At 67.9% G+C, this 22,678-nt stretch carries 23 protein-coding genes and 1 tRNA gene; 4 read left to right on the top strand and 20 right to left on the bottom strand.

Annotation, left to right across the window (positions count from 1 at the left end; genetic code table 11):
* Positions 1–56: 56 nt before the first annotated feature.
* The 11 genes from ACIPYT_RS14885 to ACIPYT_RS14935 form a co-directional block, all read right to left on the bottom strand.
* A complete protein-coding gene (locus ACIPYT_RS14885) occupies positions 57–884 on the bottom strand; it encodes a DUF3800 domain-containing protein (RefSeq protein WP_401075866.1) in 828 nt (275 codons plus the stop codon).
* 10 nt (positions 885–894) lie between these two features.
* Entirely contained in the window at positions 895–1,977 is a 1,083-nt protein-coding gene (locus tag ACIPYT_RS14890; RefSeq protein WP_401075869.1) for an HNH endonuclease family protein, read from the bottom strand.
* Complete coding sequence (locus ACIPYT_RS14895) at positions 1,974–3,062, bottom strand: adenine-specific methyltransferase EcoRI family protein (RefSeq protein WP_401075872.1); 1,089 nt, start codon at positions 3,060–3,062, stop codon at positions 1,974–1,976. Before ACIPYT_RS14895 ends, ACIPYT_RS14890 begins: the two co-directional genes overlap by 4 nt.
* A gap of 183 nt (positions 3,063–3,245) precedes the next feature.
* Positions 3,246–4,046, bottom strand: a complete 801-nt coding sequence (locus ACIPYT_RS14900) for a GIY-YIG nuclease family protein (RefSeq protein WP_401075875.1) — start codon at positions 4,044–4,046, stop codon at positions 3,246–3,248.
* A gap of 171 nt (positions 4,047–4,217) precedes the next feature.
* Positions 4,218–4,457, bottom strand: coding sequence for a hypothetical protein (locus ACIPYT_RS14905; RefSeq protein WP_401075878.1), 240 nt, complete (start codon positions 4,455–4,457; stop codon positions 4,218–4,220).
* Between the two features lie 174 nt (positions 4,458–4,631).
* A complete protein-coding gene (locus ACIPYT_RS14910) occupies positions 4,632–5,177 on the bottom strand; it encodes a hypothetical protein (RefSeq protein WP_401075881.1) in 546 nt (181 codons plus the stop codon).
* Between the two features lie 136 nt (positions 5,178–5,313).
* On the bottom strand, positions 5,314–5,604 hold the full coding sequence (locus ACIPYT_RS14915; protein WP_401075884.1) for a hypothetical protein: 291 nt from the start codon (positions 5,602–5,604) through the stop codon (positions 5,314–5,316).
* Between the two features lie 221 nt (positions 5,605–5,825).
* Entirely contained in the window at positions 5,826–6,536 is a 711-nt protein-coding gene (locus ACIPYT_RS14920; RefSeq protein WP_401075887.1) for a hypothetical protein, read from the bottom strand.
* A gap of 229 nt (positions 6,537–6,765) precedes the next feature.
* Positions 6,766–7,644: a type II secretion system F family protein gene (locus tag ACIPYT_RS14925; protein ID WP_401075890.1), complete on the bottom strand. Its 879-nt coding sequence runs from the start codon at positions 7,642–7,644 to the stop codon at positions 6,766–6,768.
* Positions 7,641–8,498, bottom strand: a complete 858-nt coding sequence (locus ACIPYT_RS14930) for a type II secretion system F family protein (RefSeq protein WP_401075893.1) — start codon at positions 8,496–8,498, stop codon at positions 7,641–7,643. The genes ACIPYT_RS14925 and ACIPYT_RS14930 overlap by 4 nt, the downstream gene beginning before the upstream one ends.
* On the bottom strand, positions 8,495–9,664 hold the full coding sequence (locus tag ACIPYT_RS14935; RefSeq protein WP_401075896.1) for a CpaF family protein: 1,170 nt from the start codon (positions 9,662–9,664) through the stop codon (positions 8,495–8,497). The genes ACIPYT_RS14930 and ACIPYT_RS14935 overlap by 4 nt, the downstream gene beginning before the upstream one ends.
* 120 nt (positions 9,665–9,784) lie before the next feature.
* Here ACIPYT_RS14935 and ACIPYT_RS14940 point away from each other — a divergent pair.
* Together ACIPYT_RS14940 and ACIPYT_RS14945 are read left to right on the top strand one after the other, a co-directional pair.
* Positions 9,785–9,866 (top strand) — tRNA-Leu (locus tag ACIPYT_RS14940).
* Positions 9,867–9,932: 66 nt separating this feature from the next.
* Positions 9,933–10,703 carry a DedA family protein gene (locus ACIPYT_RS14945; RefSeq protein WP_401075899.1) on the top strand — a complete coding sequence of 257 codons (771 nt, stop codon included), beginning with the start codon at positions 9,933–9,935 and terminating at the stop codon, positions 10,701–10,703.
* A gap of 18 nt (positions 10,704–10,721) precedes the next feature.
* Here ACIPYT_RS14945 and ACIPYT_RS14950 read toward each other — a convergent pair whose 3' ends face one another.
* Positions 10,722–11,588 (bottom strand): Ku protein, encoded by an 867-nt coding sequence (locus ACIPYT_RS14950; protein ID WP_401075902.1) that lies wholly within the window; start codon positions 11,586–11,588, stop codon positions 10,722–10,724.
* Between the two features lie 88 nt (positions 11,589–11,676).
* On the opposite strand from ACIPYT_RS14950, the gene ligD reads away from it, so the two are divergent.
* Positions 11,677–13,638: a non-homologous end-joining DNA ligase gene (gene ligD / locus ACIPYT_RS14955; protein WP_401075905.1), complete on the top strand. Its 1,962-nt coding sequence runs from the start codon at positions 11,677–11,679 to the stop codon at positions 13,636–13,638.
* 11 nt (positions 13,639–13,649) lie between these two features.
* Here ligD and ACIPYT_RS14960 read toward each other — a convergent pair whose 3' ends face one another.
* The 5 genes from ACIPYT_RS14960 to murI all read right to left on the bottom strand — a co-directional run bounded on the left by ACIPYT_RS14960 (position 13,650) and on the right by murI (position 17,514).
* Positions 13,650–14,570, bottom strand: coding sequence for a cation diffusion facilitator family transporter (locus ACIPYT_RS14960; RefSeq protein WP_401075908.1), 921 nt, complete (start codon positions 14,568–14,570; stop codon positions 13,650–13,652).
* A gap of 90 nt (positions 14,571–14,660) precedes the next feature.
* Positions 14,661–15,236 (bottom strand): dihydrofolate reductase family protein, encoded by a 576-nt coding sequence (locus tag ACIPYT_RS14965; RefSeq protein WP_401075911.1) that lies wholly within the window; start codon positions 15,234–15,236, stop codon positions 14,661–14,663.
* Between the two features lie 63 nt (positions 15,237–15,299).
* A complete protein-coding gene (gene rdgB, locus ACIPYT_RS14970; RefSeq protein WP_401075915.1) occupies positions 15,300–15,893 on the bottom strand; it encodes an RdgB/HAM1 family non-canonical purine NTP pyrophosphatase in 594 nt (197 codons plus the stop codon).
* Entirely contained in the window at positions 15,893–16,627 is a 735-nt protein-coding gene (gene rph, locus ACIPYT_RS14975) for a ribonuclease PH (RefSeq protein ID WP_401075918.1), read from the bottom strand. Before rph ends, rdgB begins: the two co-directional genes overlap by 1 nt.
* A 59-nt stretch (positions 16,628–16,686) precedes the next feature.
* The gene (gene murI / locus ACIPYT_RS14980) at positions 16,687–17,514 is read right to left on the bottom strand and encodes a glutamate racemase (RefSeq protein WP_401075921.1); all 828 of its coding nucleotides are present in this window, start codon (positions 17,512–17,514) and stop codon (positions 16,687–16,689) included.
* 72 nt (positions 17,515–17,586) lie between these two features.
* On the opposite strand from murI, the gene ACIPYT_RS14985 reads away from it, so the two are divergent.
* Entirely contained in the window at positions 17,587–18,912 is a 1,326-nt protein-coding gene (locus tag ACIPYT_RS14985; protein WP_401075924.1) for a nicotinate phosphoribosyltransferase, read from the top strand.
* Positions 18,913–18,921: 9 nt separating this feature from the next.
* Here ACIPYT_RS14985 and ACIPYT_RS14990 read toward each other — a convergent pair whose 3' ends face one another.
* From ACIPYT_RS14990 to ACIPYT_RS15000, 3 genes are read right to left on the bottom strand one after another with little or no spacing between them, the layout of a single operon-like run.
* Positions 18,922–19,188 carry a DUF3039 domain-containing protein gene (locus ACIPYT_RS14990; protein ID WP_017828506.1) on the bottom strand — a complete coding sequence of 89 codons (267 nt, stop codon included), beginning with the start codon at positions 19,186–19,188 and terminating at the stop codon, positions 18,922–18,924.
* Positions 19,189–19,227: 39 nt separating this feature from the next.
* Complete coding sequence (locus ACIPYT_RS14995; RefSeq protein WP_401075927.1) at positions 19,228–20,793, bottom strand: hypothetical protein; 1,566 nt, start codon at positions 20,791–20,793, stop codon at positions 19,228–19,230.
* Positions 20,769–22,505, bottom strand: a complete 1,737-nt coding sequence (locus ACIPYT_RS15000) for an ABC transporter ATP-binding protein (protein ID WP_401075930.1) — start codon at positions 22,503–22,505, stop codon at positions 20,769–20,771. The genes ACIPYT_RS14995 and ACIPYT_RS15000 overlap by 25 nt, the downstream gene beginning before the upstream one ends.
* Positions 22,506–22,678: the final 173 nt, after the last annotated feature.

Consider the following 22,678-nt stretch of genomic DNA (forward strand, 5'->3'; position numbering starts at 1 on the left):
TGACGCTCAGTCAAGGTGACAGCAGGGACGCCCCCGCACGCGGGAAGCCGCCCCGATTAGAGCCCGTCGTCGTCGGAGTAGCGCCAACTCGCGTACGGTAGCGTCACCCCGCTACCCCGGCGCATGAAGGTGTCCTCACCCAGCACCCAGTGGTGCAGATTGTTGACGCGATCTGGATAAATCTTCAAGCCGGTGCCTCCGATATAGCTCCAGAAGTTGATGCACATCATCGGCTTGACGAGCGGGGCCAGTGCAAGGCCGTAGCGATTTCCCGCGACTGCGGCAGTGACGCTCCCCGCGATGAGATCAGCTAGCTGCAAATGCGGATGAAGGTGCGACGGGGCGGTGAGGATCTGCGTCACGATCGCGTTCGGTTTGACGTATTCAGTGCCCAGGCGCACCATGTCAGCGCGTCCGGTGAGCCAGTTATCTTCGTCCCGATGGTCTCCTCCGGGTTTGTCGAAAACGATGAGTCCGCGCTGTCGGGCGTTCTCCAACTGCGCCGAGATGCGCTCGAACATGAACTTGATCACGCCGTCTTCGGGCCCGTCGCCGCCCGCAGTCGCGACGCCACCGCCCTCATCCCAAACGACCACAATGACGCGAACATCGTGCTGCTGGGCGAGCTCAAGCACTCGCTCGCGCATCGGAGTCTGCTTGGCTCTGTTCGCGTCCGATTCGGCCCACCAGTTCCGGCCCTGCGGGTTCGACCACTTCAACTCGACGCCGTGAGGCACGTCGAACTCGTCGTAGAGCGCACGGAACGCTTGCGCAAACGGCTGGATCTGCTCCTCGTCAAAGATCGCAGCCCCAAGCGCCACAAGCTGGCCCATGTCGCGGCGACGCCCGCGCTGCTTTGTGTCATCGACGTACGCGACACGCACTCGAGCTCTCCTACTTCGCGCCCTTGCGGCGGTTGTCCTCAATGCAGAGCATCTGACAGTTCGCCGCGCTCGTGGGGCCTCCGTCGCGCCAAGGCGTGATGTGATCGGCTTCCATCTCGTTGAGCTCGAAGTGCTCGCCGCACACTGGGCAGATCCCCTGCTGACGCTCGTACGCGGCCAGGCGCTCGCTCGGGCTAAACGCGCGAATGTTGAGGTGCTTCTCATGGCCGCTCAGCACGTACGCGTAAGCGCCCTTGTTGTTGGTCACGTCGTCATCCTGGATGAGAGCCGCAATCTGCTCTTCGAGCTTCGCGGAGTCCCACGACTTGCCCTTGTACTGGTTGTAGAGCGCGCCCCAGGGCAGGCCCTTCATCAGCGCCCGGTAGTGCGGGAACGTGCTGTTGACCCACGCCACGACGGCTTGGAAGTAGAGCCACAGCTCGTTGGCGTTCGGGTCGTGTTGGTGAACGGCCATGTAGCCCTCGATGTCTCCGTCGTTGAACCACTTGATGACGGTTTCGAGGTAGTCCTGCCGAATAGGCGAACCCTTCATGTACTTCGAGCCGAGCCCGTACGCCGGGCAGCCGTTCTTGCTGAAGATCTTTTTGGCTTCGGAGACCCATGACCCTGCATAGACGGCATTGCGAAGCTCCTGCTGAGTGAGCTCCTCCCCCGCGATGTTGATGGTCCGAAACCACTCCAGCTTCTCACTGTCGCTGCCGGTGCAGCGGTAGACCATCAGTTCGTAGTTGAGAAGCTGTTCCTTCTCATCAGCCTGGAGGTTGTGGAAGTAGCGCCCCTTGTAGGCGAACTCGCCATCGACGTACTGGCACACGCTGATGGTGCGCTGCTGGCCGTCGATTACTTCGAAGGTGTCGTCGTCGCGGACGGCCCAGTACATAACGTTGAGCGGGAAGCCTTTCGTGATGGTCTCAATGACGGCCTCGCGCTGCTTGTCGTCGTAGACGAACTCACGCTGGTAGGGCGGGCGAATGTCGAGTTTCCCGGCGTATCCCGAGACACCAGCCTCCTGGTTGTCCTCGTAGTCCGCGGCCAGTTCTCGCACGGGCACCGACGTCAGTTCGATCTTCAAGCTGCTGCTCCCTTGCGGCGAATCAGGATGCGGGCGTACATCTGCACGTAAAGCTCGCCGCCCACCTCGTAGTAGGTCTTGTTCTTCGGTGGGGTGTCGACCTTCATCACTGGCCCGTCGTTCAGCTTCTTGACGGTGCTACGAATACCCTTTGCGCTCACCTGCGTCTGAGTCGGGTAGATCTTGGTCGGCTCCCCCATCGGAGCCTTGGCGATACCGATGATCTCGAACTGGTCTGGGTTGTACTTGTCGAGGAACGTGATCGGGACGCCCATCACGCCGTCGTAGTCGGCGGGAATCTCGCTCGTCTTGCCGACCTCGATCGCGTCGTAGTTGTCGTAGGCCGGGTACTCGTCGGCACTGTAGTTCTTGTAGAGCACCAGCTCTTCGTGACGCTTCGAGATGTCCATGTTGGTGAACCACGTCACGTTCCGGAACTTCACGAGGCCGGTGGCTGGGTCGTAGACGCCCTTCGCATACTCCGCATCCCTGGGGATTGCAAAGAACGCGTTGCCCGCCTGGAACCCGTAGCCAAGCCAGAGCTTGTTCTGCTGGATGAGCGGGAAGATGCCCTGGTAGGTGATCGCGTTGTGAGGGCCTACGATCAGGAACTTCTTGTCGTATTCGACCAGTTGTGCGACGTATTCGCGGAACAGCGAGAACGGAGGATTGGTGACCACGATGTCGGCCTGCTTGAGCAGTTCGATGCTTTCCGCGCTCCGGAAATCTCCATTGCCCTTGAGCGGTACGATTCCAATCTCCTCAGGGTCGGGCACCCCGTTGCCGCTCTTGTCGCCGTCGTATTCGAGGTAAATGGCCTGTTCGGCGTCGTACTGGCTGAACAGGTCGACGTCCTGGCTCTTGTAGCAGGCGGCGATGAGCTTCTTGAGGCCGAGCTTCTCGAAGTTGTAGCTGAAGTAGTGGAAGAAGTTGCTCATACGGGGGTCGTCGCAGTTGAGGTAGACGACCTTGCCTTCGAAGTGCTTCCGGTAGTGCCTGAGTTCGCGCTCGATGTCGGGAAGCTGCGTGTAGAACTCGTCCTCTTTGGCCGACTTGGCAGAGGTGAGGTTTTCGGTGTTCGACACGTCTGCGTGACGCTCCTTTGGGTGATTGCGGGCGAGCTCCCGCGTGCCACGATCTTATCTGGAACCAGGGACACTCTCTCGGCTCAACGCACCTGTGCCGGGACCTGCCTCCCGGCTAGAAGCCAGCGCACTGGCCCGACTGAGCGATCATCGAACCGGTATTCCGATGGGATGTCGGCGGGCCTAGTTTCTGTTGAGCCCGTGGGGTACGCGGCTGCCCAGAGCCAACTTGTAGTGGCCCTCGGCGATGTTGATTTCAGCGGTCGGCGTCGACGGGTCGAACACCCGCAGGAGCGAGTATCGGAATGTGCTCGGGTCGAGGCCACGTAACTCCGCGTTGCCCCCGTGGCCATTGGCCGCATAGGCACTCCACCGCTGGCGAATGTTCTCCAAGCCATCCGCCTTCCCAACGTAGTGGCGACCGTCGCGCGTGTCCGTAATCAGGTAGATACCCACTACCGACGCGAGCGCGGTGCACCAGGACGCGTATCGCGGTTCACGCATCACAGCTTGAAGTTTGGTGTAGCTCAGGACAAGTCGGTCGAATCCGGGGAATGGGATCGGCTCGGCATCGGCAATGCCATTTACGGGGTAGGTCGCGGCGGTCGCCGCTCTCATCCACCACCTACGCGTGGGACGCCAGCCAATCACGAGCCGGCTGCGGAGCTCGACCATGTGGTCGGTCCTCGCCACGTCAAACCCGCGGCGCGTACCGTCGTTCCAAAGCTCGCCCCGGTTCTCCACAACGGACCACAGCCGCGCCTCGGCACCGCCCTCTCGGATGAACACCACCCAATACTTCGGCGGTGCGGCCAGAAACTTCGCGGTTGAAGCCGATTGTGTCCGCGTGTAGACGAGGATCTCGTCGTCGGTCGAGTCAGCGTGGATGCCGTCTGGCTCAGTTGTGTAAGCGTGGCGGATTGCGATTGCATCGGCGACATCGATGCCAGCATCTAGAAGGAGCGGGGCGAGCGTGAGAGTCATCAGAGCTATTCTCCCAACCTCCCACGGCTAAGCCGTCGTGTCGCAATCGGAGCAACGCCACACGACCTCGCCCCCAACTTCTACGGGTTCATACGGCCCAAGCAGCGCGGACCGTGCGGCGTGTTCAGCCCCTCTTCACGGAGTCGCCGATGCATCTTCTTCTGTGCGAGATCATCCATCATTCCGTAGTTGCCGGAGCCGACGCATCAGCGGTGTATTCTCGGCCATGTCCGAGTGCCCCCCACGCTCAACTTTGCGAATGATGTTCGCGAGATGAGACGCTTCAAGGTCCTCAAGCGGGATGCCTTCACCGGAGCCCGGATACCAGAACTGGTCCTGGCCCCACATCGTGCCCTCGCCGTAGCGCCACGCATTGGCTCGACGGCCGTGCTCTGTCTTGTCATCTGTCATGAGCTGAACCCCTTCATGCTGACCTAAGACTCCTTTGACCATATAACCACTGTCCGGACGTCATTCCTCGGCCTCCGGCACGTTCTTTCTGGACACGGCGAAGGCCAGACGCCCTCTCAGGGGCGCCGGGCCTTCTCTATTCGAGGACGAGGCGGGAGGCGTCCGGAGCCGCAGCTAGTAGTGCTTCTGTCGTTGCCACCGGCTTACGGTGACGCGGGTTGGGTGGCCGGATACGTCTGCATACCCACGTAGTTTCACTCGCGGGTCTTTCAAGGTCTCCTTCAAACGAGCGTCGGGCGAGCGGACTTCGTGCTGCATGTGGCCTGACACGCTGTAGCCCCACGAGAGAGTGCTATAGGGCGCAAGCGGCAAGGAGTTCGACATGTCCATGTCTTCGAAGCGGTCACCGTGGATCAGCATGTCGATCCAGAAGCTATCGGCGTGGAACTTGCTAAAGGCGTACCTTCTAGGCATCGGACGCCCAAGTGCGAGGGTGCGGATGCGAGAGAGCAGCGGGTGACGAGCGCCGAGAATGGACAGACGGTTGATCACGACCTCGTTAGGTGTTTGTGAGTCGATCCGAACCGAGACACTGTACTTGCCGTAGTCGACTTTCACGCGGACTCGCCCACGCGTTGCATTCCACTGGAACCAACCGATGACAATGGCAACACCCCCGACCATCACGCCGATGGCGGTCCACAGAACTGCTGGATCCATAAACCAGATAGTAGTGGGGCACGTATGCGCGGCGCTCCGTGGGGTCTTCCTTGAACTCGCAAGGCTCGGGCCCCTGGGAAGAGGGATCTGGCTCTGTCAGGTCGTAGGAGAGACGGAGCCCGCGGAGGGCTACGCCTCAGTCCTGGATAAGTCCGGAGCGGGCAGGCGGTACAGCCGCGACGAAGGCTTCCATCCCGTTGTTGAACTTGTCGAAGATGGACACCACGACCTGCATGTCCGGAGCCGCCTTTGCATCCTGAGCCGACAAGTCGGCATATGCCGCCGTGTGGTTTCGCAGCGCCTGAGACAGGAACTGCCGCTCCCGAGGAGACGTGGTCGACTCCAACAGGTCAAGCGTCTTCTCCGTCGCATCCATGATCCGGTCGGAAAGCGCTGCCCGCCGGTTCCGCGCGTACTCGCTCTGCACCCCCCGAGCCCTAGCCATAGCCTGAGGCGTGCCCGAGGAACTGGAGCCTGTGCGGGCGAACTCCAGACCCTCAGTGTCACGTACAACGCGAGAGACCGTCGCGGGATGAACACCCACAGCCTTGGCTACCTGACCGCGCGTCAGCCCATCGCGGACCAGGTGCTCGATCTCCGCTTCCACCTCCGGTGGCGTCCGCACTCCGGACTGACGCGCGGACACGATCACGCCCCCTTGATTGCCATGGCGTCGCGGCGGAGGCGGAGACCATCGAGTCGCTGCACCTGGGCGTCGATGTGGATATCACGCTCCAGGTTCTCGTCGATCCCGAGCGCCGCGTAGCCCTGCGGGTCGAGGCGGGCAACACGCGACATCGTGCCCAGCGAGACCGCGCCCTCCAGCGCCTCGATCAGCACAGCACGCCACGCCGACACCAGGCTGGCGTCCGCCGTCAGGTCTCGGACCCGCGTTGCCGCCGGGACGCCCTTCGCGACCAACTGCTGGAACACCAGCTCGCGGACCTCGGCGATTACCCCGACCGGGTCGACCGATGCGAGCGCCTCCGGGGAGACCTCGATCCACTGCGCGATCGCTGCGAGGCGGAGCGGGTTCGCCTCGAAGATGATCTGCTCCAGCGAGCGGTGCGCGGCCAGGAGCGTGGTGACCTTGCGCCACTCGGCTTCCTGGAGCGTCACCTCATCGCCGTTCTTCGGCGCGAGCCCCTCGATCACCTCCGCAATCTGCGCGTCCGCATCGGCGTCCTTCTCTGCCGGGATCAGGTCGTTGAGCGCGGCGCGTGCCTTCATCATCCGCTCAAAGCGCTCACGCGTGACTGCCGAGTTCGTCCACTTCACATCGGTGAAATCGACGGCTTGTCCCACCGAGCGGCGGAACATCAGGAATGCCTGCACGAAGGGTGCGGTGTTGATGGTCATTTGAATCTCGATTCTCTGGGTGGACCTCGCCCTGGGCGGATCACAGATCCATGGGTGGGCTTCGTCCTGGTTGACCCGTCAGTTGTTGGCTGGCGAGAGCTTTCGCGCGAGACAAAACCGTGCTCGACCTCGCGGCACAAGTCACCACGTCGAGATAGCGCATCACGCGGCCTCAGCGACTTCCCGGAGGGAGACCTCGAACGGAAACTTCGGGAGGGTGGCCGGGGTGTCAGATGCAAGCCGACCGAGCAGGGAGGAGCATCAGGATCTCCTTGCGCCCCGCCTGCTCGATCAGGACCTGCTTGGCGTCCTCCCTCGCATCGCCCGCCTGCGCCTGGAGCACACCCGCGAGCGGGGCTCCGTGCTCGAGCGCCGCGACCACCTGATCGACAGCGCGAGTGAGACCGGGGAGCTCGAGCCGGCTCGACAGCTCCCGCAGCGCCTCGCCGAGCGGAGCCCCGGTCCCGACCGCGACGACCACGGCACGCACCTCGACCGTCAACTCGCCTGTGCCGACCGCGGCGACACGCCGCAGCGAGTCGAGCAGCCCCTCCCCGGCCGAGAGGCACAGCGAGAGGAACTCCAGGGTCGTCGGCAACTCGTCGGTCAGTCGTCGACGCCGCGCCGCGACGCGTGCGCTCAGCCGCATGTCGTAGCCGATCGCGGCCGCGCCTCCCGCGAGGATCGGGAGCAACGCCACGGGCGGAGTCATTCGGCCGACCAGTGCGAGCGCGATGAGGGCGACGGCTCCCGCGGCGATCCCCCCGACCGCCCACCCGAGCTGACGGCTGCGGAACCGCTCGGGCTGTCCGGGGACGCCGGCCTGCGCGAGGCGGCGGCGCAGCGTGTCGCTCCCGCCCAGCATCCGCTCGACGGCGGCGACCATTCGGGAGAGGATCGCGCGCTCTCCTGCGGGGAGCGCACCGGCTCGGGGCAGCGCCAGGCGGGGAAGCACGTCGTCACTGACGACGTCGCGCACGTAAGGGGCGATCCGCGTCGCGAGCGATGGAGCCGACCACCGCGGCAGTGCGAGCAGCACGAGAAGCAACCCCGCCGCGAGCGTCCCTCCGCCGAGCACCGCGACAGCCGCAGCCGAGACCGCGTTCATCCGAACCACCGTTCGGGTTCGTGGAGTCGGCCGATCCGGATCATGATCCGGTACGCGACGACCGACACCACGGCGCCCGTGCAGATGACCGCGACGCCCTCCGGTGTGCCGTACGCCGCAGCGCCCTCGGGCCTCATCACGAGGAGTCCCAACACGACCCAGGGCGCGACGGCGCCGAGAACAGCGGCGCCGCGGATCCAGGACTGCCGCGCCTCGACCTCGCCGCGCAGCGCGGCATCGGCGCGCACCGATGTCGACAGCGCGCGCAGCACGGCGCCGAGCTCGGTGCCGCCCACCTGCCTCGCCATACGCAGGGTCTCGATGATCCGATCGGCGATCGGGTCGGCGAGCGTCGCCTTCAGCCGATCCAGACTGGTCTCGAAGCGTCCCGTCGCGTGCAGGTCACGGGCGAAGACCACGAACGCGGGGCGCATCGTGAGCGGCGCCGCGTCCGCGAGCGAGGCGACCGCATCGGGCAGCGACAGGCCCACCCTGATCGACGCGATCAGCAGGTCGCAGACGTCGGGCCACAGTTGCCGGCGTGCTTTGCGGAGCCGCAGCCGTCGTGCGCGCAGGAACGTCACGGGCACGACTCCCGCCGCCCCCGCGGCCAGGAGAGCGAGCACGGGAATCGCGGTGAGCAGCCAGACGAGGGATGCCGCGGCGAGAGCGAGTCCGGCCATCACCGCGAGGAGCACGCGAGGGGGCGCCGTCGCGAATCCCGCCTCCTCCAGCATCCGCACGAGAACGCCGCGGCGCACGGCACGATCGCCGTCCTCGCGCGGCGGCCAGAGCCACGGGGCGCTGACGAGCAGGAATCCGGCGGCGAGGGTCGCGCCCAACAGGGCGATCATGCGAGCCCGCCCCCGACGCTGCGCGCCTCCGCGACACCGTGCGCGAAGACCGTGCGCGCCTCGATGCGACCGTCGACGACGGCGCCGGTGGGGGCGATGACCTCCTCCACGCGACGGCGTCCGTCGCGTGTGCGGACACAGTGGACGACGAGGTCGATCGACGCGGCGAGCGCCGGGGCGATGAAGCCGCGGTCGATGTTGCGTCCGGCGAGCAGTGGAAGCAGCGAGAGCTTCTCCAACGCCTCCGCCGCCGAGTTCGCATGCACGGTGGCGGCACCCGGCACTCCCGTGTTGAGCGCGAGCACGAGATCGAGCGCTTCGGCGTCGCGCACCTCGCCGACCACGATCCGATCGGGCCGCATGCGCAGCGCCTCCTTCACGAGGCGACGGAGCGTGATCTCCCCCGTGCCCTCGAGACTCGCCTGACGACCCTGCAGCGCCACGACGTCGGGACCCTCGATCGCGAGCTCGAACGTCTCCTCGACCGTGATGATGCGCTGCGACTCCGCCGCGCTCTCGAGCAGGGCTCCGAGCATGGTCGTCTTGCCCGCGTGCGTGGCACCCGACACGATCACGCTGCGACCGGCGCGCAGCGCGCGGGTCAGTTCATCGGCGAGGGATGCCGGAAGCGCCGCCTGCGCGACGAGGGCGCCGATCGACCGGTGCCGTGTCAGGAACTTGCGGATGTTCACCGCCCACCCGCCGCGCACGACATCGGCGATCGCGACGTGCAGTCGCGATCCGTCGGGCAGGGAGGCGTCGACGAAGGGCTGGCCGATGTCGACCCGGCGTCCGGTGGACTGCAGCATCCGCTCGACGAGATCGCGGAGCTGTGTCTCGCCGAGCCGCAGTCCGATCCGCTCGGCGACTCCCCCGCGCGCGACGTGCACGCTGTCGGGGCCGTTCAGCCAGATCTCCTCGATCTCGGGATCGTCGAGCAGGGGCTGCAGCACGCCGAATCCGTGCACGGAGGCCAGGACGTCGCGCACGCACCGGGCCTCGTCCTCGGCCAGCGCCTCCCCGCGGGCGAGAGCGACGTCGTTGTAGCGCCGCACCTCGGACTGCGCGACCGACCGCGCAGCGTCCGCATCGAGCGCGGGCTCGATCCCCTCGGTCCTGAGACGTCGCCGCACACGGTCGGCGATGATGACGGAGGGCTGAGGCACCCGGGCATCCTCGCAAGAATCGCCGCACGGCCGGCGGAGTTATCCACACGTGTCGTCAAACGACTGCGGGCGGATCCCCAGCATCGAGGGATCCCCCGGTCAGTAGACTTATCCCACCGCGCGGGAGTGGTGAAATTGGCAGACACGCAGGATTTAGGTTCCTGTGCCTCAGGGCGTGTGGGTTCAAGTCCCACCTTCCGCACCGATCAGTCGCATCTTCGGCGACCGACGACATCACCGCCGCACACAGCTCCACGACGGGACTCCCATGCACCACGCCGCTCTCATCCCCTGGCTCGACCCTGCCACCATCATCGGCACGGCCGGCCCGTGGGCGCTTCTGGTGGTGTGCTTCATCGTCTTCGCCGAGACGGGCCTGCTCGTCGGATTCCTGCTCCCGGGCGACACGCTGCTCGTGATCGCCGGGCTGCTGTCGCACCCGATCGCGGGCGCGGAGCACGGCGTCTTCGGCATCAACGTCTGGTTCGTCGCGATCCTGATCGGATTGTCCGCGTTCATCGGCGGCGAGGTCGGCTACGTGATCGGCCACAAGGGCGGCCCCGCGGTCTTCGAGCGCAAGGAGTCCGGGCTCTTCAGCAAGAAGAACGTCGAGCGGACGAACGCGTTCTTCGAGCGGTTCGGCGGCATCACCGTCATCCTCGCCCGTTTCGTGCCGATCGTCCGCACGTTCGCGCCCGTCGCGGCGGGCGTCGGGCACATGCCGTGGCGCAAGTACACGCTGTACAACCTCATCGGTGCCGTGCTTTGGGGCTTCGGCCTCACGATGTTCGGCTACCTGATCGGCTTCATCCCGCCGGTCGCGCACTTCGTCGAGAGCTACATCGACCTCATCCTGCTCGCAGCGGTCGGAGGCACCGCGATCGTCACGCTGTGGCACTACCTCTCCGAGCGCCGGAAGGCCAAGAAGGAGGCCATGGCCGGAGAGGGCGAGACGGATGCCGCCGAAGCCGAGGAGCTCGCGCTCGACTCCGAGGTGTTCGACCGCGCCCCCGACCTCGACGGCGACGGCAAGCACTGACCCGAGTACGGATGCCGGTCAGCCGGCCTTCTTCTTCGCCGGCGCCTTCTTCGGCTTCGCCTTCTCATCGGCGTCCGCACTCGAACCGCCCGACCGCGCGGCCTTGGACTTCGCGACGCTCGCGCGCAGCGCCTCCATCAGATCGATGACCTCGCCGCTCTTGGCGTCGGCATCCTCCTCGCCGAACGTGTCGGAGACGTCGAAGGTGTCGCCGGCGTCGATCTTGGCGTCGATCAGGGTGCGCAGCTCCTTCTGGTACTCGTCGACGAACGACTCCGGATCGAAGTCCGCCGAGTAGCTGTCGACCAGCGAGGCGGAGAGCTCGAGCTCCTTCTTCGAGATGCTCACGTCCTCGTCGAGCGAGGGGAACTCGGCCTCGCGCACCTCGTCGGCCCACAGCAGGGTCTGCAGCACGAGCACTTTGCCGCGCACCCGCAGCGCCGCGAGCCGGGTCTTCTGCCGCAGCGTGAAGCGCACGATCGCGGTGCGGTCGGTCTGCTCGAGGGTCTTGCGCAGCAGCACGTAGGCCTTGGGCGACTTCGAGTCGGGTTCGAGGTAGTACGGCTTGTCGAGCGTGAGCAGGTCGACCTGGTCGGACGGCACGAACTCCACGACGTCGATCTCGCGGCTCTTCTCGGCGGGCAGGGCCGCGAGGTCGTCCTTCGTGAGCACGACGGTCTGGCCCTCGTCGACATAGGCGCGGTCGATGTCGGCGTACGCGACGGTCTCACCGCACACCTCGCAGGTGCGCTGATAGCGGATGCGTCCGCCGTCCTTGTCGTGCACCTGATGCAGCGGCACATCGTGATCCTCTGTGGCCGAATACACCTTGACCGGCACGTTCACGAGACCGAAGGTCAGCGCGCCCTTCCAGATCGTCCTCATGCGACCAGTGAACACCAGTCGCACCGGTCACAGCCAGTCCTTGACGGCGCCTCCCCCTCATCCGGGGAGCCGTCACTACGCTGGCCCTATGGCAGCCGAGGCGCAGAACGTGCAGATCGACGGCCGCCGTCTGCGCGTCACGAACCTCGACAAGGTCGTCTACCCCGAGACGGGAACGACCAAGGGCGAGGTGTTCGCGTACTACACCGCGATCGCGCCGCTCCTGCTCCCGCTGCTCGACGGCCGCCCCGTCACGCGCAAGCGCTGGGTCGAAGGCGTCGGGACGACGGATGCTCCCGCCGACGCGTTCTTCACCAAGCAGCTCGAACCGGGGGCGCCTCGGTGGATCCCGCGGCAGGCGATCCAGCACTCCGACGGGCCGAAGGAGTACCCGCTGGTCGAGGACGTGCCCACGCTCGTGTGGCTCGCGCAGGTCGCGGCGATCGAGATGCACGTGCCGCAGTGGCGCTTCGATGCGGCCGGACTCCCCGGGCGACCCGACCGCCTCGTGCTCGACCTTGACCCCGGTCCGGGTGTCGGTCTCGCGCAGTGCGCCGAGGTCGCACGTCTCGCCCGCGGCATCCTCACCGGCATCGGCCTCGATCCACTGCCGGTCACGAGCGGCAGCAAGGGCATCCATCTGTACGCGGCCGTGCCCGGCGAACAGACCAGCGACGAGATCTCCGGGGTCGTGAAGGAGGTCGCCCGGCTGATCGAGACCGAGCATCCCGACCTCGCGACGAGCACCATGGCGAAGGCCGCCCGCGGCGGCAAGGTGTTCCTCGACTGGAGCCAGAACAACGGCAAGAAGACCACGATCTCGCCGTACTCGCTCCGCGGACGCGCGCAGCCCTGGGTCGCCGCCCCGCGCACGTGGGAGGAGCTCGACGACCCCGACCTCGCGCAGCTCGATCTCGACGAGGTGCTGGCACGTGCCGCCTCGGACATGGACCCGCTGTCCACACTGCGACCGGAGAACCCGCCGGTGCCGCGTGGGGACCACGGCGAGCGCGCGAGCACGGATCGACCGGCCCGCAAAGAGCACCGCCCCCGCATCGCCGCGGCTCCCGCTGCCGATGCCGTCCCCGCATCCCTCGACCCGATGCTCGCCGAGAACGGCACTCCGGCGATCGCGCGCGGCCTCGGCACGCCGCCCTGGGTCGAGGTCAAGTGGGACGGCATCCGTGCCATCGGCACCTGGGCAGAAGGACGGATGCGGTTGCATGCCCGCAGCGGCATAGACATCACGGCGCGGTACCCGGAACTCACGGCGGATGGGGCTCCGTTCCTTCCCGTGGCGGATGCGATCCTCGACGGGGAGATCGTCGCGTTCGACGCGCAGGGCCGCCCGAGCTTCTCGCTGCTGCAGAACCGCATGCATCTGACACGCGCCCGCGAGATCGAGCGCGAGGTCGTGCGCGCCCCGATCGTGTACCTCGTGTTCGACCTGCTGCGGCTCGACGGACACGATCTGACGTCGATGCCCCTGACGCAGCGGCGGACGCTGCTCGACGACGTGGTCGCCGATCTCGATGCGCCGATGCGCGTGCCTCCGGTGTTCGACGACCTCGACGCCGCTCTCGCCGCGAGCGAGGAGTTCGGCCTGGAGGGCGTCGTCGTGAAGGACCCGCGGTCGGCGTACCGTGCGGGGCAGCGCTCACCGTCCTGGCTCAAGATCAAGCACACCCGCATGCAGGAGGCCGTGATCGTCGGCATCCGCCCCGGCAAGGGCGATCGCGAGCACACCTTCGGCTCTCTGCTGCTGGCGGTGCCGGATGCCGGGCGCCTGCGCTACGTCGGACGCGTCGGCACCGGCTTCACCGACCGGATGCTGCGCGATCTGCTCGCACGTCTCGCGCCGCTACGGGTGGACGATGCTCCGCTCGACGGCGTGCCGGCCCTCGACGCCTCGGACGCTCTCTGGGTGCGGCCTGAGCTCGTCGGCGAGGTCGAGTTCGCGAACTGGACGCCAGACGGGGTACTGCGCCACGCGCGATGGCGGGGTCTCCGCCCCGACAAGTCCCCCGACGAGGTCGTGGTCGAGAGCTGACCGCTTGCACCTCAGGCGTGGTGCGGCTCGCAGTCAGACTGCTCGGCGGGCTCGATCTGGAACGTCGAGTGCTCGACGTCGAAATGCTCGGCCAGGCATTCCTGCATCTCCGTCAGCAGTCGGCCCGAACGTCCGTCCTCGAGCAGAGCGGGCTCGACGCTGACGTGCGCGCTGAACACAGGAGCGCCGCGGGTGAGCTGCCATACGTGTACGTCGTGCACGCCGACGACACCGTCGTAGTCGAGCAGATGCTGACGGATGTCGCTCACGGCCGTGCCCTTCGGCGCCGATTCCGACAGCACCGAGAACACCTCCCGCAGCAGCGCGATCGCCCGCGGGATGATCAGCACCGCGATCGCCATGGACGCGATCGCATCCGCCGGCATCCATCCGGTCGTCACGATCACGATCGCCGCGACGATCACCATCGCCGAGCCGATCAGGTCGCCCATGACCTCGAGGTACGCGCCGCGCACGTTGATGCTGGTGCGCTGCGCACGACTCAGCAGCCACATCGAGATCGCGTTCGCGATCAGGCCGACCGCCGCGACGACGAGCATGAGCCCGCCGGCGACCTCGACCTCGCCGGGGTTCAGCAGACGACCGATGGCCTCGATGCCGACCCACCCCGACAGCAGGATCAGGATGATCGCGTTGATCAGCGCTCCGAAGACCTCCGCCCGCTGGTACCCGAACGTGCGGCGGTCATCGGCGGGACGCGCCGCCACGGCCGCGGCGATCAGGGCGATCACGAGCGCCGACGCGTCGGTGAACATGTGCGCGGCGTCGGCGAGCAGGGCCAGCGACCCGGTCAGGATCGCACCGATCACCTGCACGACCATGATGGTCGCAGTGAGGGTCAGCGAGATCGCCAGGAGGCGGCGATGCCCGGCCGAGCGGATGCCGCCGGCGGCGGGCGCGTGATCATGCATACGACCAGGTTAGGGTCGGTTTCCGTGCGACCGGGGCGGATCCGCGTACTCGGGAATGGTGATGATTCTCAGTAGTCTCGCGACCGCTGTTCACCGCGCGCGGGTGTACTCCAGCAAGACGCAGCCGTTGTCGTAGGCGCGAGCCCGATCGAGCGTGAAGGCGGTGGGCCGGAAGCCGTGGGCGACCATCGGGATGCCGGAGCCGGCGATCACCGGGTACTTCTTGACGATCAGCCGGTCGATCTCGTCGAGGAGCGCGCCTGCGAGGCCCGCTCCTCCAGCCAGGTAGATGCCGAGACCCTCCTCGGCCTTGAGCGCGCGGACGCGGGCCACGGGGTCGGTGCGCACGATCTCGACGTTCTCGTGTCCCGGATCGTCGAGCGTCGTGCTGACGACGACCGTGCGCAGGTGTGAGTACGGATCGCGCACGCCCTGGTCGAGCGCCGGCTCGTAGGTGCGGCGTCCCATCACGACGGTGTCGAAGCCGGTGAGAGGCTGGTCCGCTCCCCCGCGCGCCGCGCGCACGAAGGCCGGCTGCAGGTCGGCGAGCTCGGTGCCCAGCGTCTCGGCGAACGCGGGCGTGACGGGATAGAAGTCGACCTCGTCGTCGGGTCCCGCGATGAAGCCGTCGAGGGTGACGCCGATGTAATAGGTGAGCTCTCTCATGAGCACTACCATAACCACTACGAATGAAGTACGTCAAGCGTAGTGGTTACTTGCGGCGGAACCTTAGAGTTCGGCGAGCAGCGGCACCAGTTCTGCGAACGCGCGAGCACGGTGCGACTGGGACTGCTTCTCCTCGGCCGTGAACTCGCCCACCGAGCGCTCCTCCCCCGCGGGTTGGCCGTCGGGGAGGAAGATCGGGTCGTAGCCGAACCCGCCGGCACCGGATGCCGCATGCGCGAGCCGCCCGGGCCACACCCCCTCCACCACGCGCTCCGCCCCGTCGGGCGTCACGAGCGCGATGGTCGACGTGAAGTGCGCGGTGCGGTGCGGGTCGGCGATGTCGCGCAGCTGGTCGAGCAGCAGCTCGAGGTTCGACGCGGCATCCTTCTGCTGTCCGGCCCAGTACGCCGAGAACACGCCGGGCGATCCGCCCAGCACGTCGACGCAGATGCCGGAGTCGTCGGCGAGCGCCGCGAGTCCCGTGTGCGCCGCCGCCGCGCGCGCCTTGATCAGCGCGTTCTCGGCGAAGGTCACGCCGTCCTCCACGGGCTCCGGTCCGTCGTAGGCGACGATCTCGAGGTCGGGCCGCGTGAGCGACACGATCTGCTGGAACTCCGCGACCTTGTGCGGATTGTGCGTGGCGAGGACGACCTTCATCAGCCCGCGAGCGCCGTGAGCTGGTGGTTCTTGAGGTCGGCGCAACCGGCCACACCGAGGTCGAGCAGCGCGTCGAGTTCGCGCTTGTCGAACGGCGCCCCCTCGGCCGTGCCCTGCACCTCGACGAAGAGACCGCGGCCGGTGACCACGACGTTCATGTCGGTCTCGGCGCGCACGTCCTCGACGTACGCGAGGTCGAGCATCGGCTCGCCGTCGATGATGCCGACCGAGATCGCCGACACCGAGTCGATCAGCGGCGTCGAGTTCTTGGCGATGAACTTCTTCTCGCGGCCCCACTCGATCGCATCGGCCAGCGCGACGTAGGCCCCCGTGATCGCCGCGGTGCGCGTGCCGCCGTCGGCCTGCAGCACGTCGCAGTCGATCACGATCGTGTTCTCGCCCAGTGCCTTGGTGTCGACGACCGCGCGCAGCGCGCGTCCGATCAGACGCGAGATCTCATGCGTGCGGCCGCCGATGCGTCCCTTGACGCTCTCGCGGTCGTTGCGGCTGTTCGTCGCCCGCGGCAGCATCGAGTACTCGGCGGTGACCCAGCCCTTGCCCTTGCCGGTGAGCCACCGCGGCACGCCGTTCGTGAAAGAGGCGGTGCACAACACCTTGGTGCCGCCGAAGCTGATCAGCGCCGACCCCTCGGCGTGGGCGCTCCAGCCCCGCTCGATCGTGACCTCGCGGAGCTGGTCTGTGGAGCGGCCATCGGCACGGACGATGTCTGACATGGTGTTCCTTCGGTCGGGTGACACGGACGGGACTGCGGGGAAGAAGAGGGATGCCGACGTCAGAGCACGGCGTCGGGCAGAGTGATCACGCCGGTCTGCACGAGCTGCACGTCGCGCACCTCGCGGCCCATCAGACGGTTCGCGAGCCCGGTGAACTCGGTCGTCGAGGCGCCGGTCGCCTCGTACACGTACGACGCCTCGGCGTCGGCGGGGGCGAGCAGATCGCCGCGCACGAGCTGGCGGAACACATCGCCCGCCGTCTCGTCGTCGCTCGACACGAGCGTCACGTCCTCGCCCATCACGTAGCTGATCGCGCCGCGCAGGAACGGGTAGTGCGTGCATCCGAGCACGAGCGTGTCGACTCCGGCATCCCGCAGCGGCGCGAGGTACTCCTCGGCCGTCGCGAGAACCTCGGGGGTGTCGGTGATGCCCGCCTCGACGAACTCGACGAAGCGGGGGCACGCCGCCGTGAAGACCGACAGCCGCTCGTTCACCTCGAGCATGTCCTGGTAGGCGCGCGAGCCGATCGTGCCGACCGTGCCGATCACGCCGACGCGGCCGTTGCGCGTGGTCGAGACGGCGCGGCGCACGGCGGGCGCGATGACCTCGACGACCGGGATGTCGTAACGCTCGCGCGCGTCGCGCAGCATCGCCGCGGATGCCGTGTTGCAGGCGATCACGAGCATCTTGACGCCCTGGTCGACGAGCGTGTCGAGCACCTCGAGCGCGTAGCGGCGCACATCGGCGATCGGCTTGGGGCCGTAGGGCGAGTGCGCGGTGTCGCCGATGTAGACGAACGACTCGCGGGGCAGCTGGGCCCGGATGGCCCTCGCCACCGTGAGCCCGCCGACACCGGAGTCGAAGATTCCGATCGGCGCGTCGTTCATGACTCCCCAGCCTAGTCGCGCACACCCCGGCGCGCGCGCCGACGACGGCGTGGTCGTCACTATGCTGAGCGCATGACGACGTCCACGGCGCTCCTGACCGATCGTTACGAGCTCACGATGCTCGCCGCCGCTCTCCGCGACGGAACAGCCTCACGGCCGAGCGTGTTCGAGCTCTTCTCCCGCCGGCTCTCCGGCGGTCGCCGCTTCGGCGTCGTCGCCGGCACCGGGCGCCTGCTCACCCTGCTGCGCGACTTCCGCTTCGGCGACGACGAGTTGCGCTTCCTGCGCGATAACGACGTCGTCGATGCCGCATCGCTCGCCTATCTCGAGGACTACCGCTTCACCGGCTCGATCCGCGGCTACCGCGAGGGCGAGCTGTACTTCCCCGGCTCCCCGATCCTGACGGTCGAGGGCACGTTCGCGGATGCCGTGGTGCTCGAGACCCTCGCGCTGAGCGTGCTGAACCACGACAGCGCGGTCGCCACGGCCGCCGCGCGCATGAGCATCGCCGCGGGAGAGCGTCCGCTCGCCGAGATGGGGTCGCGCCGGGCGGCGGAGCGCTCGGCCGTCGCCGCCGCCCGCGCGGCGTACATCGCCGGCTTCGGTGCCACGAGCAACCTCGAGGCGGGCCGGGAGTGGGGCATCCCGACGATGGGCACTGCGGCGCACTCGTGGACGCTGCTGCACGACAGCGAGGAGGAGGCGTTCCGCTCGCAGATCGAGAGCCTCGGCGTCGACACCACCCTGCTCGTCGACACCTACGACATCCGCACCGGCGTCGAGACGGCGATCCGGGTCGCAGGGACGGGCCTCGGCGGAGTGCGCCTCGATTCGGGCGACCTGCCGATCGTCGCGGCCGAGGTCCGCGCACAGCTCGACGAGCTCGGCGCGACCGGCACGCGCATCACGGTCACGAGCGACCTCGACGAGTACGCGATCGCGACCCTCGCCGCGGCCCCCGTCGACGCCTACGGCGTGGGAACATCGGTCGTCACCGGTTCGGGCTATCCCACCGCGAGCATGGTCTACAAGCTCGTGGCACGGCAGGGCTCAGACGGCTCCTGGGTCGGCGTCGCCAAGGCATCCACCGACAAGGCGTCGCACGGCGGGCGCAAGGCCGCGTTCCGCACGATCGTCGACGGCGTCGCGACCACCGAGACGGTGGTCGTCTCCGACGGCTTCGAGCGGCTCGACACGGCCGCCGATCACCCGGACGGCCGCGCTCTGCAGGTGACCTTCATGGAGGCCGGCGACATCGACGCGTCGTACGAGGGCGCCGAGGGCACGGCATCCGCTCGCGAGCACCACCTCCGCGTGCGCGAGGAACTGCCGGTGCGCGCTCTGGCGCTCAGCAAGTCGGACCCGGCGATCCCCACCGTGTTCGTCGACGCGGACTGAGGAGCGTCCTCAGCCCATCATCGACTCGTAGATCTCCTTGCACGTGGGGCAGATCGGGAACTTCTCCGGGTCGCGACCCGGGGTCCACTTCTTGCCGCACAGCGCCCGCACCGGCTTGCCGGTGATCGCGGACTCGAGGATCTTGTCCTTCTTGACGTAATGCGAGAAGCGCTCATGGTCGCCCGGCTCGAGGTTCTCCTCGCGGAGAAGCTCTTCCAGTTCGCGATCAAGCGTTGCCACGCCGCCCTGATCGGGGCTGTCCAGCGGAGTACTCATGCGCTGAGTCTAGTCGCGAGAGGATGCCGTGGGGCGGCCTCATGCGGTCTCGACGAACTCCATCAGCCGTTCACCCTCGTGCTGGAAGATCCGTCCGCCGATGACCACGCCGAGCGCGAGCACGACCACGCCGCTGAACAGACCGACCCAGAACGTCGCGGGAGCGTATGCGGCGCCCTCGATCGTCGTGAGGGCGAAGAGCCAGATCGTCGGCCCGCTGAGCACGATCGCGCCGAGGAACGCGGCCGCAGGGCCGTACGCACCGCGCGACGTCGGACGCTGCGGCTGCTGGAACGGGCTGTCCCCCGGGCGCGAGACCGCGTAGGGAGCGATGACCGACACGATGCTCGACAGACCGAGCGCCGAGAGCAGCAGACTGGCACCGACGCCGACGAGAGGTAGCAGCAGCCGCCAGTCGTCGATCGACAGCAGGGTGAGCGGCACCGCGATCGCGAGCACGGGCAGGGCGACGAGCAGCACGGGGACGAGGCGACCGAGACGGTCGGGCACACCGCGGACACCGCTCGCGACGTGCGTCCACAGGGCCGTCGAGTCGTAGGCGACGTCGTTGTGCGGCAGCCAGCCGAAGAACAGCGCCATGACCGGAACCGGGATGAGCGCGGCGATCTCCAGAGGCACTCCCGCGACCACGAGGGGAAGCACGGTGAGGATGCCCGCGACCGGGACCACGATGATGTTCATGATGTACCGGCGGTCGCGCAGCCAGTACACGAGGCTCCTGGCGGCGATGGCGCCGAACGCGTTCGACGGCAGCAGACCGAACCAGCCGAGTCCCGTGCGCTCGCGCGAGGCGACGGGCCGCTCGGTCGTGGTCAGGAGCCGCCGGACGAGCCACGACCACAGCACCCACAGGAGGGCGGCCGTGGCGGCCGCCATGAGGCCGCTCACCCACGCGCCGGCGACATCGCCCGCGGCGACATCGAACAGGAAGCGAGGAGCGGCGGCGAGCGGAGTCACGCCGACGGCAGTCGTCAGGGTGCCGACGATCGCCGGGACCTGGCCGTCCCACTTGAGGGACGCGAGGAACACCGCGACCGGGAACGCCACGACGATCACCGCGAGCGCGAACAACGCCGTGAGTTCGCGGGAGCGGCGCTCGGGCAGCAGCAGGGCGTTGATCGCCATGCCCACGCGCGCGGCGAGGATCGTCGAGAGGGCGCCGATGATCGTGACCACCAGAGCGGCGGGCCATGGGGCGCCGAGGCGCACCGCGACGATGCACACGCTGACGTGCACCGCGATCACGGCAAGGCTCGGCACGCTGACGATCGACGCGAGCGCGAGAGTCCCCGGCATCCGGCGCTCGTCGACCCCGAACACCGCGAATCGACGCGGATCCAGCTGGTCGACCGCGCCGACGAGGATCGGTCCCACGAGGAATCCGAGGAACAGCGCGGCGCTGCCGAGCACCACGACCGTGCGTGCGACGTCGACGTGCGCGCTCTCGAGGCTCAGGACGGCCGTGCAGACGAGCACCGTGATCACGACCACGACGGCGAGCATGAGGAGCGTCCGCACCCGACGCTCGCCGCGGAGCGATCCGATCAGCAGAGCCGCCCTCAGTCGGAGAACGTGTGCAGCCACTCGAGCCCCTCCACCTCGCTGATGCCGCCCGACAACTCGACGAACCGCGCCTCGAGCGTCTGCCCGGCGCGCACCTCATCGATCGTGCCCTCGGCCAGCACGTCGCCGCCGACGATGATCGCGACCCGCGAGCAGACGCGCTCCACGAGGTCCATGCCGTGGCTCGACAGGATCACCGTGCCGCCGTGCGCGACGTAGGCGCGCAGGATGTCGAGGATCACGGCCGACGACACGGGGTCGACGGATTCGAACGGCTCGTCGAGCACCAGCACGCGCGGCGAGTGGATCATCGCTCCCGCGAGCATGATCTTCTTCGTCATTCCCGCGGAGTAGTCCGACACCACGCGACCGAGGGCGTCGCCGAGGTCGAACGCCCGGGCGAGGTCGCCGACGCGCTTCTCGATGACATCCGAGGCGAGTCCGCGGAGCAGGCCGTAGTAGTAGAGCAGCTGTCGTCCGGTGAGCCGGTCGAACGTGCGCAGGCGATCGGGCAGCACGCCCATCATGCGCTTGGCCGCGAGCGGGTTCGCCGCCTGGTCGACGCCGCAGATCACGACCTCGCCGCTGTCGGAGCGCAGGAGTCCGGCGACGATAGAGAGAGTGGTCGTCTTGCCCGCCCCGTTGGGTCCCACGATCCCGTAGAAGGAACCGGACGGGACGGTGAGGTCGATCCCGCCGACGGCGGTGTGATCCCCGAAGGTCTTCACCAGACCGCGGATGCGGATGGCCTCGACGGCGGATGCGGACTCCCCCGACGTGGAGCGGTCATCGGCAGGGGTCTGGTCGACGACCGGCTCGGCGACCACGGACGGCGCGGGCGCTGACTCCGGCGCGGAGGAGGGAGCGTCTGCGACTGCGGCGTCTGCGGCATCAGCGACGTCTGCGGTGACTGCCGCTTCTTCGACGTCATCGACGACGACCGCCGTTCCCGACTCGGCGTCGGGAGCGTCGGCGGCGTCGGCGGGCTCGGTCTCCGCAAGGACTGCGGGCTCAGGATCCGCAGGCGCCACGACGGCGTCTGCCCCCTGATCGGCCGGCGGTTCCGTCGCCGCTGCCGGCTCCGACGCCGAGATCTCGACGTCCTCGGCGGCGGGCGCCTCGGCCTCCTGCGCGGCGAGCGCTTCGGCCTCGGCCTTCGCCGCGGCCGCCTTCGCCGCTCTGGTCGCCGCCGCCTTCTTCGCCGCGGCCGTCCGCGCAGCGGAACTGCGGGCGGCCGTCGTGCGCGCCGTGGTCGTCGCCTCGGCGGACTTCGCCGCCGCCGCCTTCGCCGCCGCGGTCTTGGCCGCGGTCGTGCGGGCGGCGGTGGCCTTCGCGGCGGACGAGGCGGCCGTGGACTTCGCCGCCGCCGTCTTCGCTGCCGTGGACTTCGCGGCTGCGCTCTTCGACGCCGCACTCTTCGACGCCGTGGACTTCGACGCTGCACTCTTCGACGCCGCGGACTTCGACGCCGCGGACTTCGCCGCCGCACTCTTGGTCTGCGCGCTCTTCGACGCGGTCCGCGGGCTCGAAGAGCCCGTCGCGGCGCCGCCCGCGCGGGGCTTCGGCTCGGCCACCACCTCCGCCGTCGCGGCGGCCTGCTCCGCCGCGGAGCGCGCAGGCGTGCTCTTCGCGGGGGCGCGTCCGGAACGCGCTGTGCGCGCCGCCGTCTTCTTCGCGGGCGGGGTCACGGCATCGGATGCCGGATCGGTCCGGTCGTCGGGGGAAGCAGTCACCGTCCTACGGTATCAACGGGGTGCGCCGATTCCTCCGTCGATCGTAAGAAAACGCCCGGAACGACGCGATTGCGGCGCCGACTGTCAACCCCTGGACGAATCTGAGTGTTCGGTGTGTACTGGATCACGAAATGGCAACGGGCATCTCTCGCCCCGGAGCTTCCCAGGCTCTG

This window comes from Microbacterium sp. NPDC089695 (genome assembly GCF_044749085.1).
Taxonomy (GTDB): domain Bacteria; phylum Actinomycetota; class Actinomycetes; order Actinomycetales; family Microbacteriaceae; genus Microbacterium.

Bases quoted from the DNA above. Each gene is read 5' to 3' on its own strand.
- ACIPYT_RS14910 (WP_401075881.1), bottom strand. From the start codon at position 5,177: ATGGATCCAGCAGTTCTGTGGACCGCCATCGGCGTGATGGTCGGGGGT.
- ACIPYT_RS14965 (WP_401075911.1), bottom strand. From the start codon at position 15,236: ATGAGAGAGCTCACCTATTACATCGGCGTCACCCTCGACGGCTTCATC.
- ACIPYT_RS14900 (WP_401075875.1), bottom strand. From the start codon at position 4,046: ATGACTCTCACGCTCGCCCCGCTCCTTCTAGATGCTGGCATCGATGTC.
- ACIPYT_RS14930 (WP_401075893.1), bottom strand. From the start codon at position 8,498: ATGATCGCCCTGTTGGGCGCGACCCTCGCCGCCGGATTCCTGCTCGTC.
- ACIPYT_RS14905 (WP_401075878.1), bottom strand. From the start codon at position 4,457: ATGACAGATGACAAGACAGAGCACGGCCGTCGAGCCAATGCGTGGCGC.
- ligD (WP_401075905.1), top strand. From the start codon at position 11,677: ATGGCAGCCGAGGCGCAGAACGTGCAGATCGACGGCCGCCGTCTGCGC.
- ACIPYT_RS14960 (WP_401075908.1), bottom strand. From the start codon at position 14,570: ATGCATGATCACGCGCCCGCCGCCGGCGGCATCCGCTCGGCCGGGCAT.
- ACIPYT_RS14985 (WP_401075924.1), top strand. From the start codon at position 17,587: ATGACGACGTCCACGGCGCTCCTGACCGATCGTTACGAGCTCACGATG.
- ACIPYT_RS14950 (WP_401075902.1), bottom strand. From the start codon at position 11,588: ATGAGGACGATCTGGAAGGGCGCGCTGACCTTCGGTCTCGTGAACGTG.
- rph (WP_401075918.1), bottom strand. From the start codon at position 16,627: ATGTCAGACATCGTCCGTGCCGATGGCCGCTCCACAGACCAGCTCCGC.
- ACIPYT_RS14945 (WP_401075899.1), top strand. From the start codon at position 9,933: ATGCACCACGCCGCTCTCATCCCCTGGCTCGACCCTGCCACCATCATC.
- ACIPYT_RS14920 (WP_401075887.1), bottom strand. From the start codon at position 6,536: ATGACCATCAACACCGCACCCTTCGTGCAGGCATTCCTGATGTTCCGC.
- ACIPYT_RS14925 (WP_401075890.1), bottom strand. From the start codon at position 7,644: ATGAACGCGGTCTCGGCTGCGGCTGTCGCGGTGCTCGGCGGAGGGACG.
- rdgB (WP_401075915.1), bottom strand. From the start codon at position 15,893: ATGAAGGTCGTCCTCGCCACGCACAATCCGCACAAGGTCGCGGAGTTC.
- ACIPYT_RS14990 (WP_017828506.1), bottom strand. From the start codon at position 19,188: ATGAGTACTCCGCTGGACAGCCCCGATCAGGGCGGCGTGGCAACGCTT.
- murI (WP_401075921.1), bottom strand. From the start codon at position 17,514: ATGAACGACGCGCCGATCGGAATCTTCGACTCCGGTGTCGGCGGGCTC.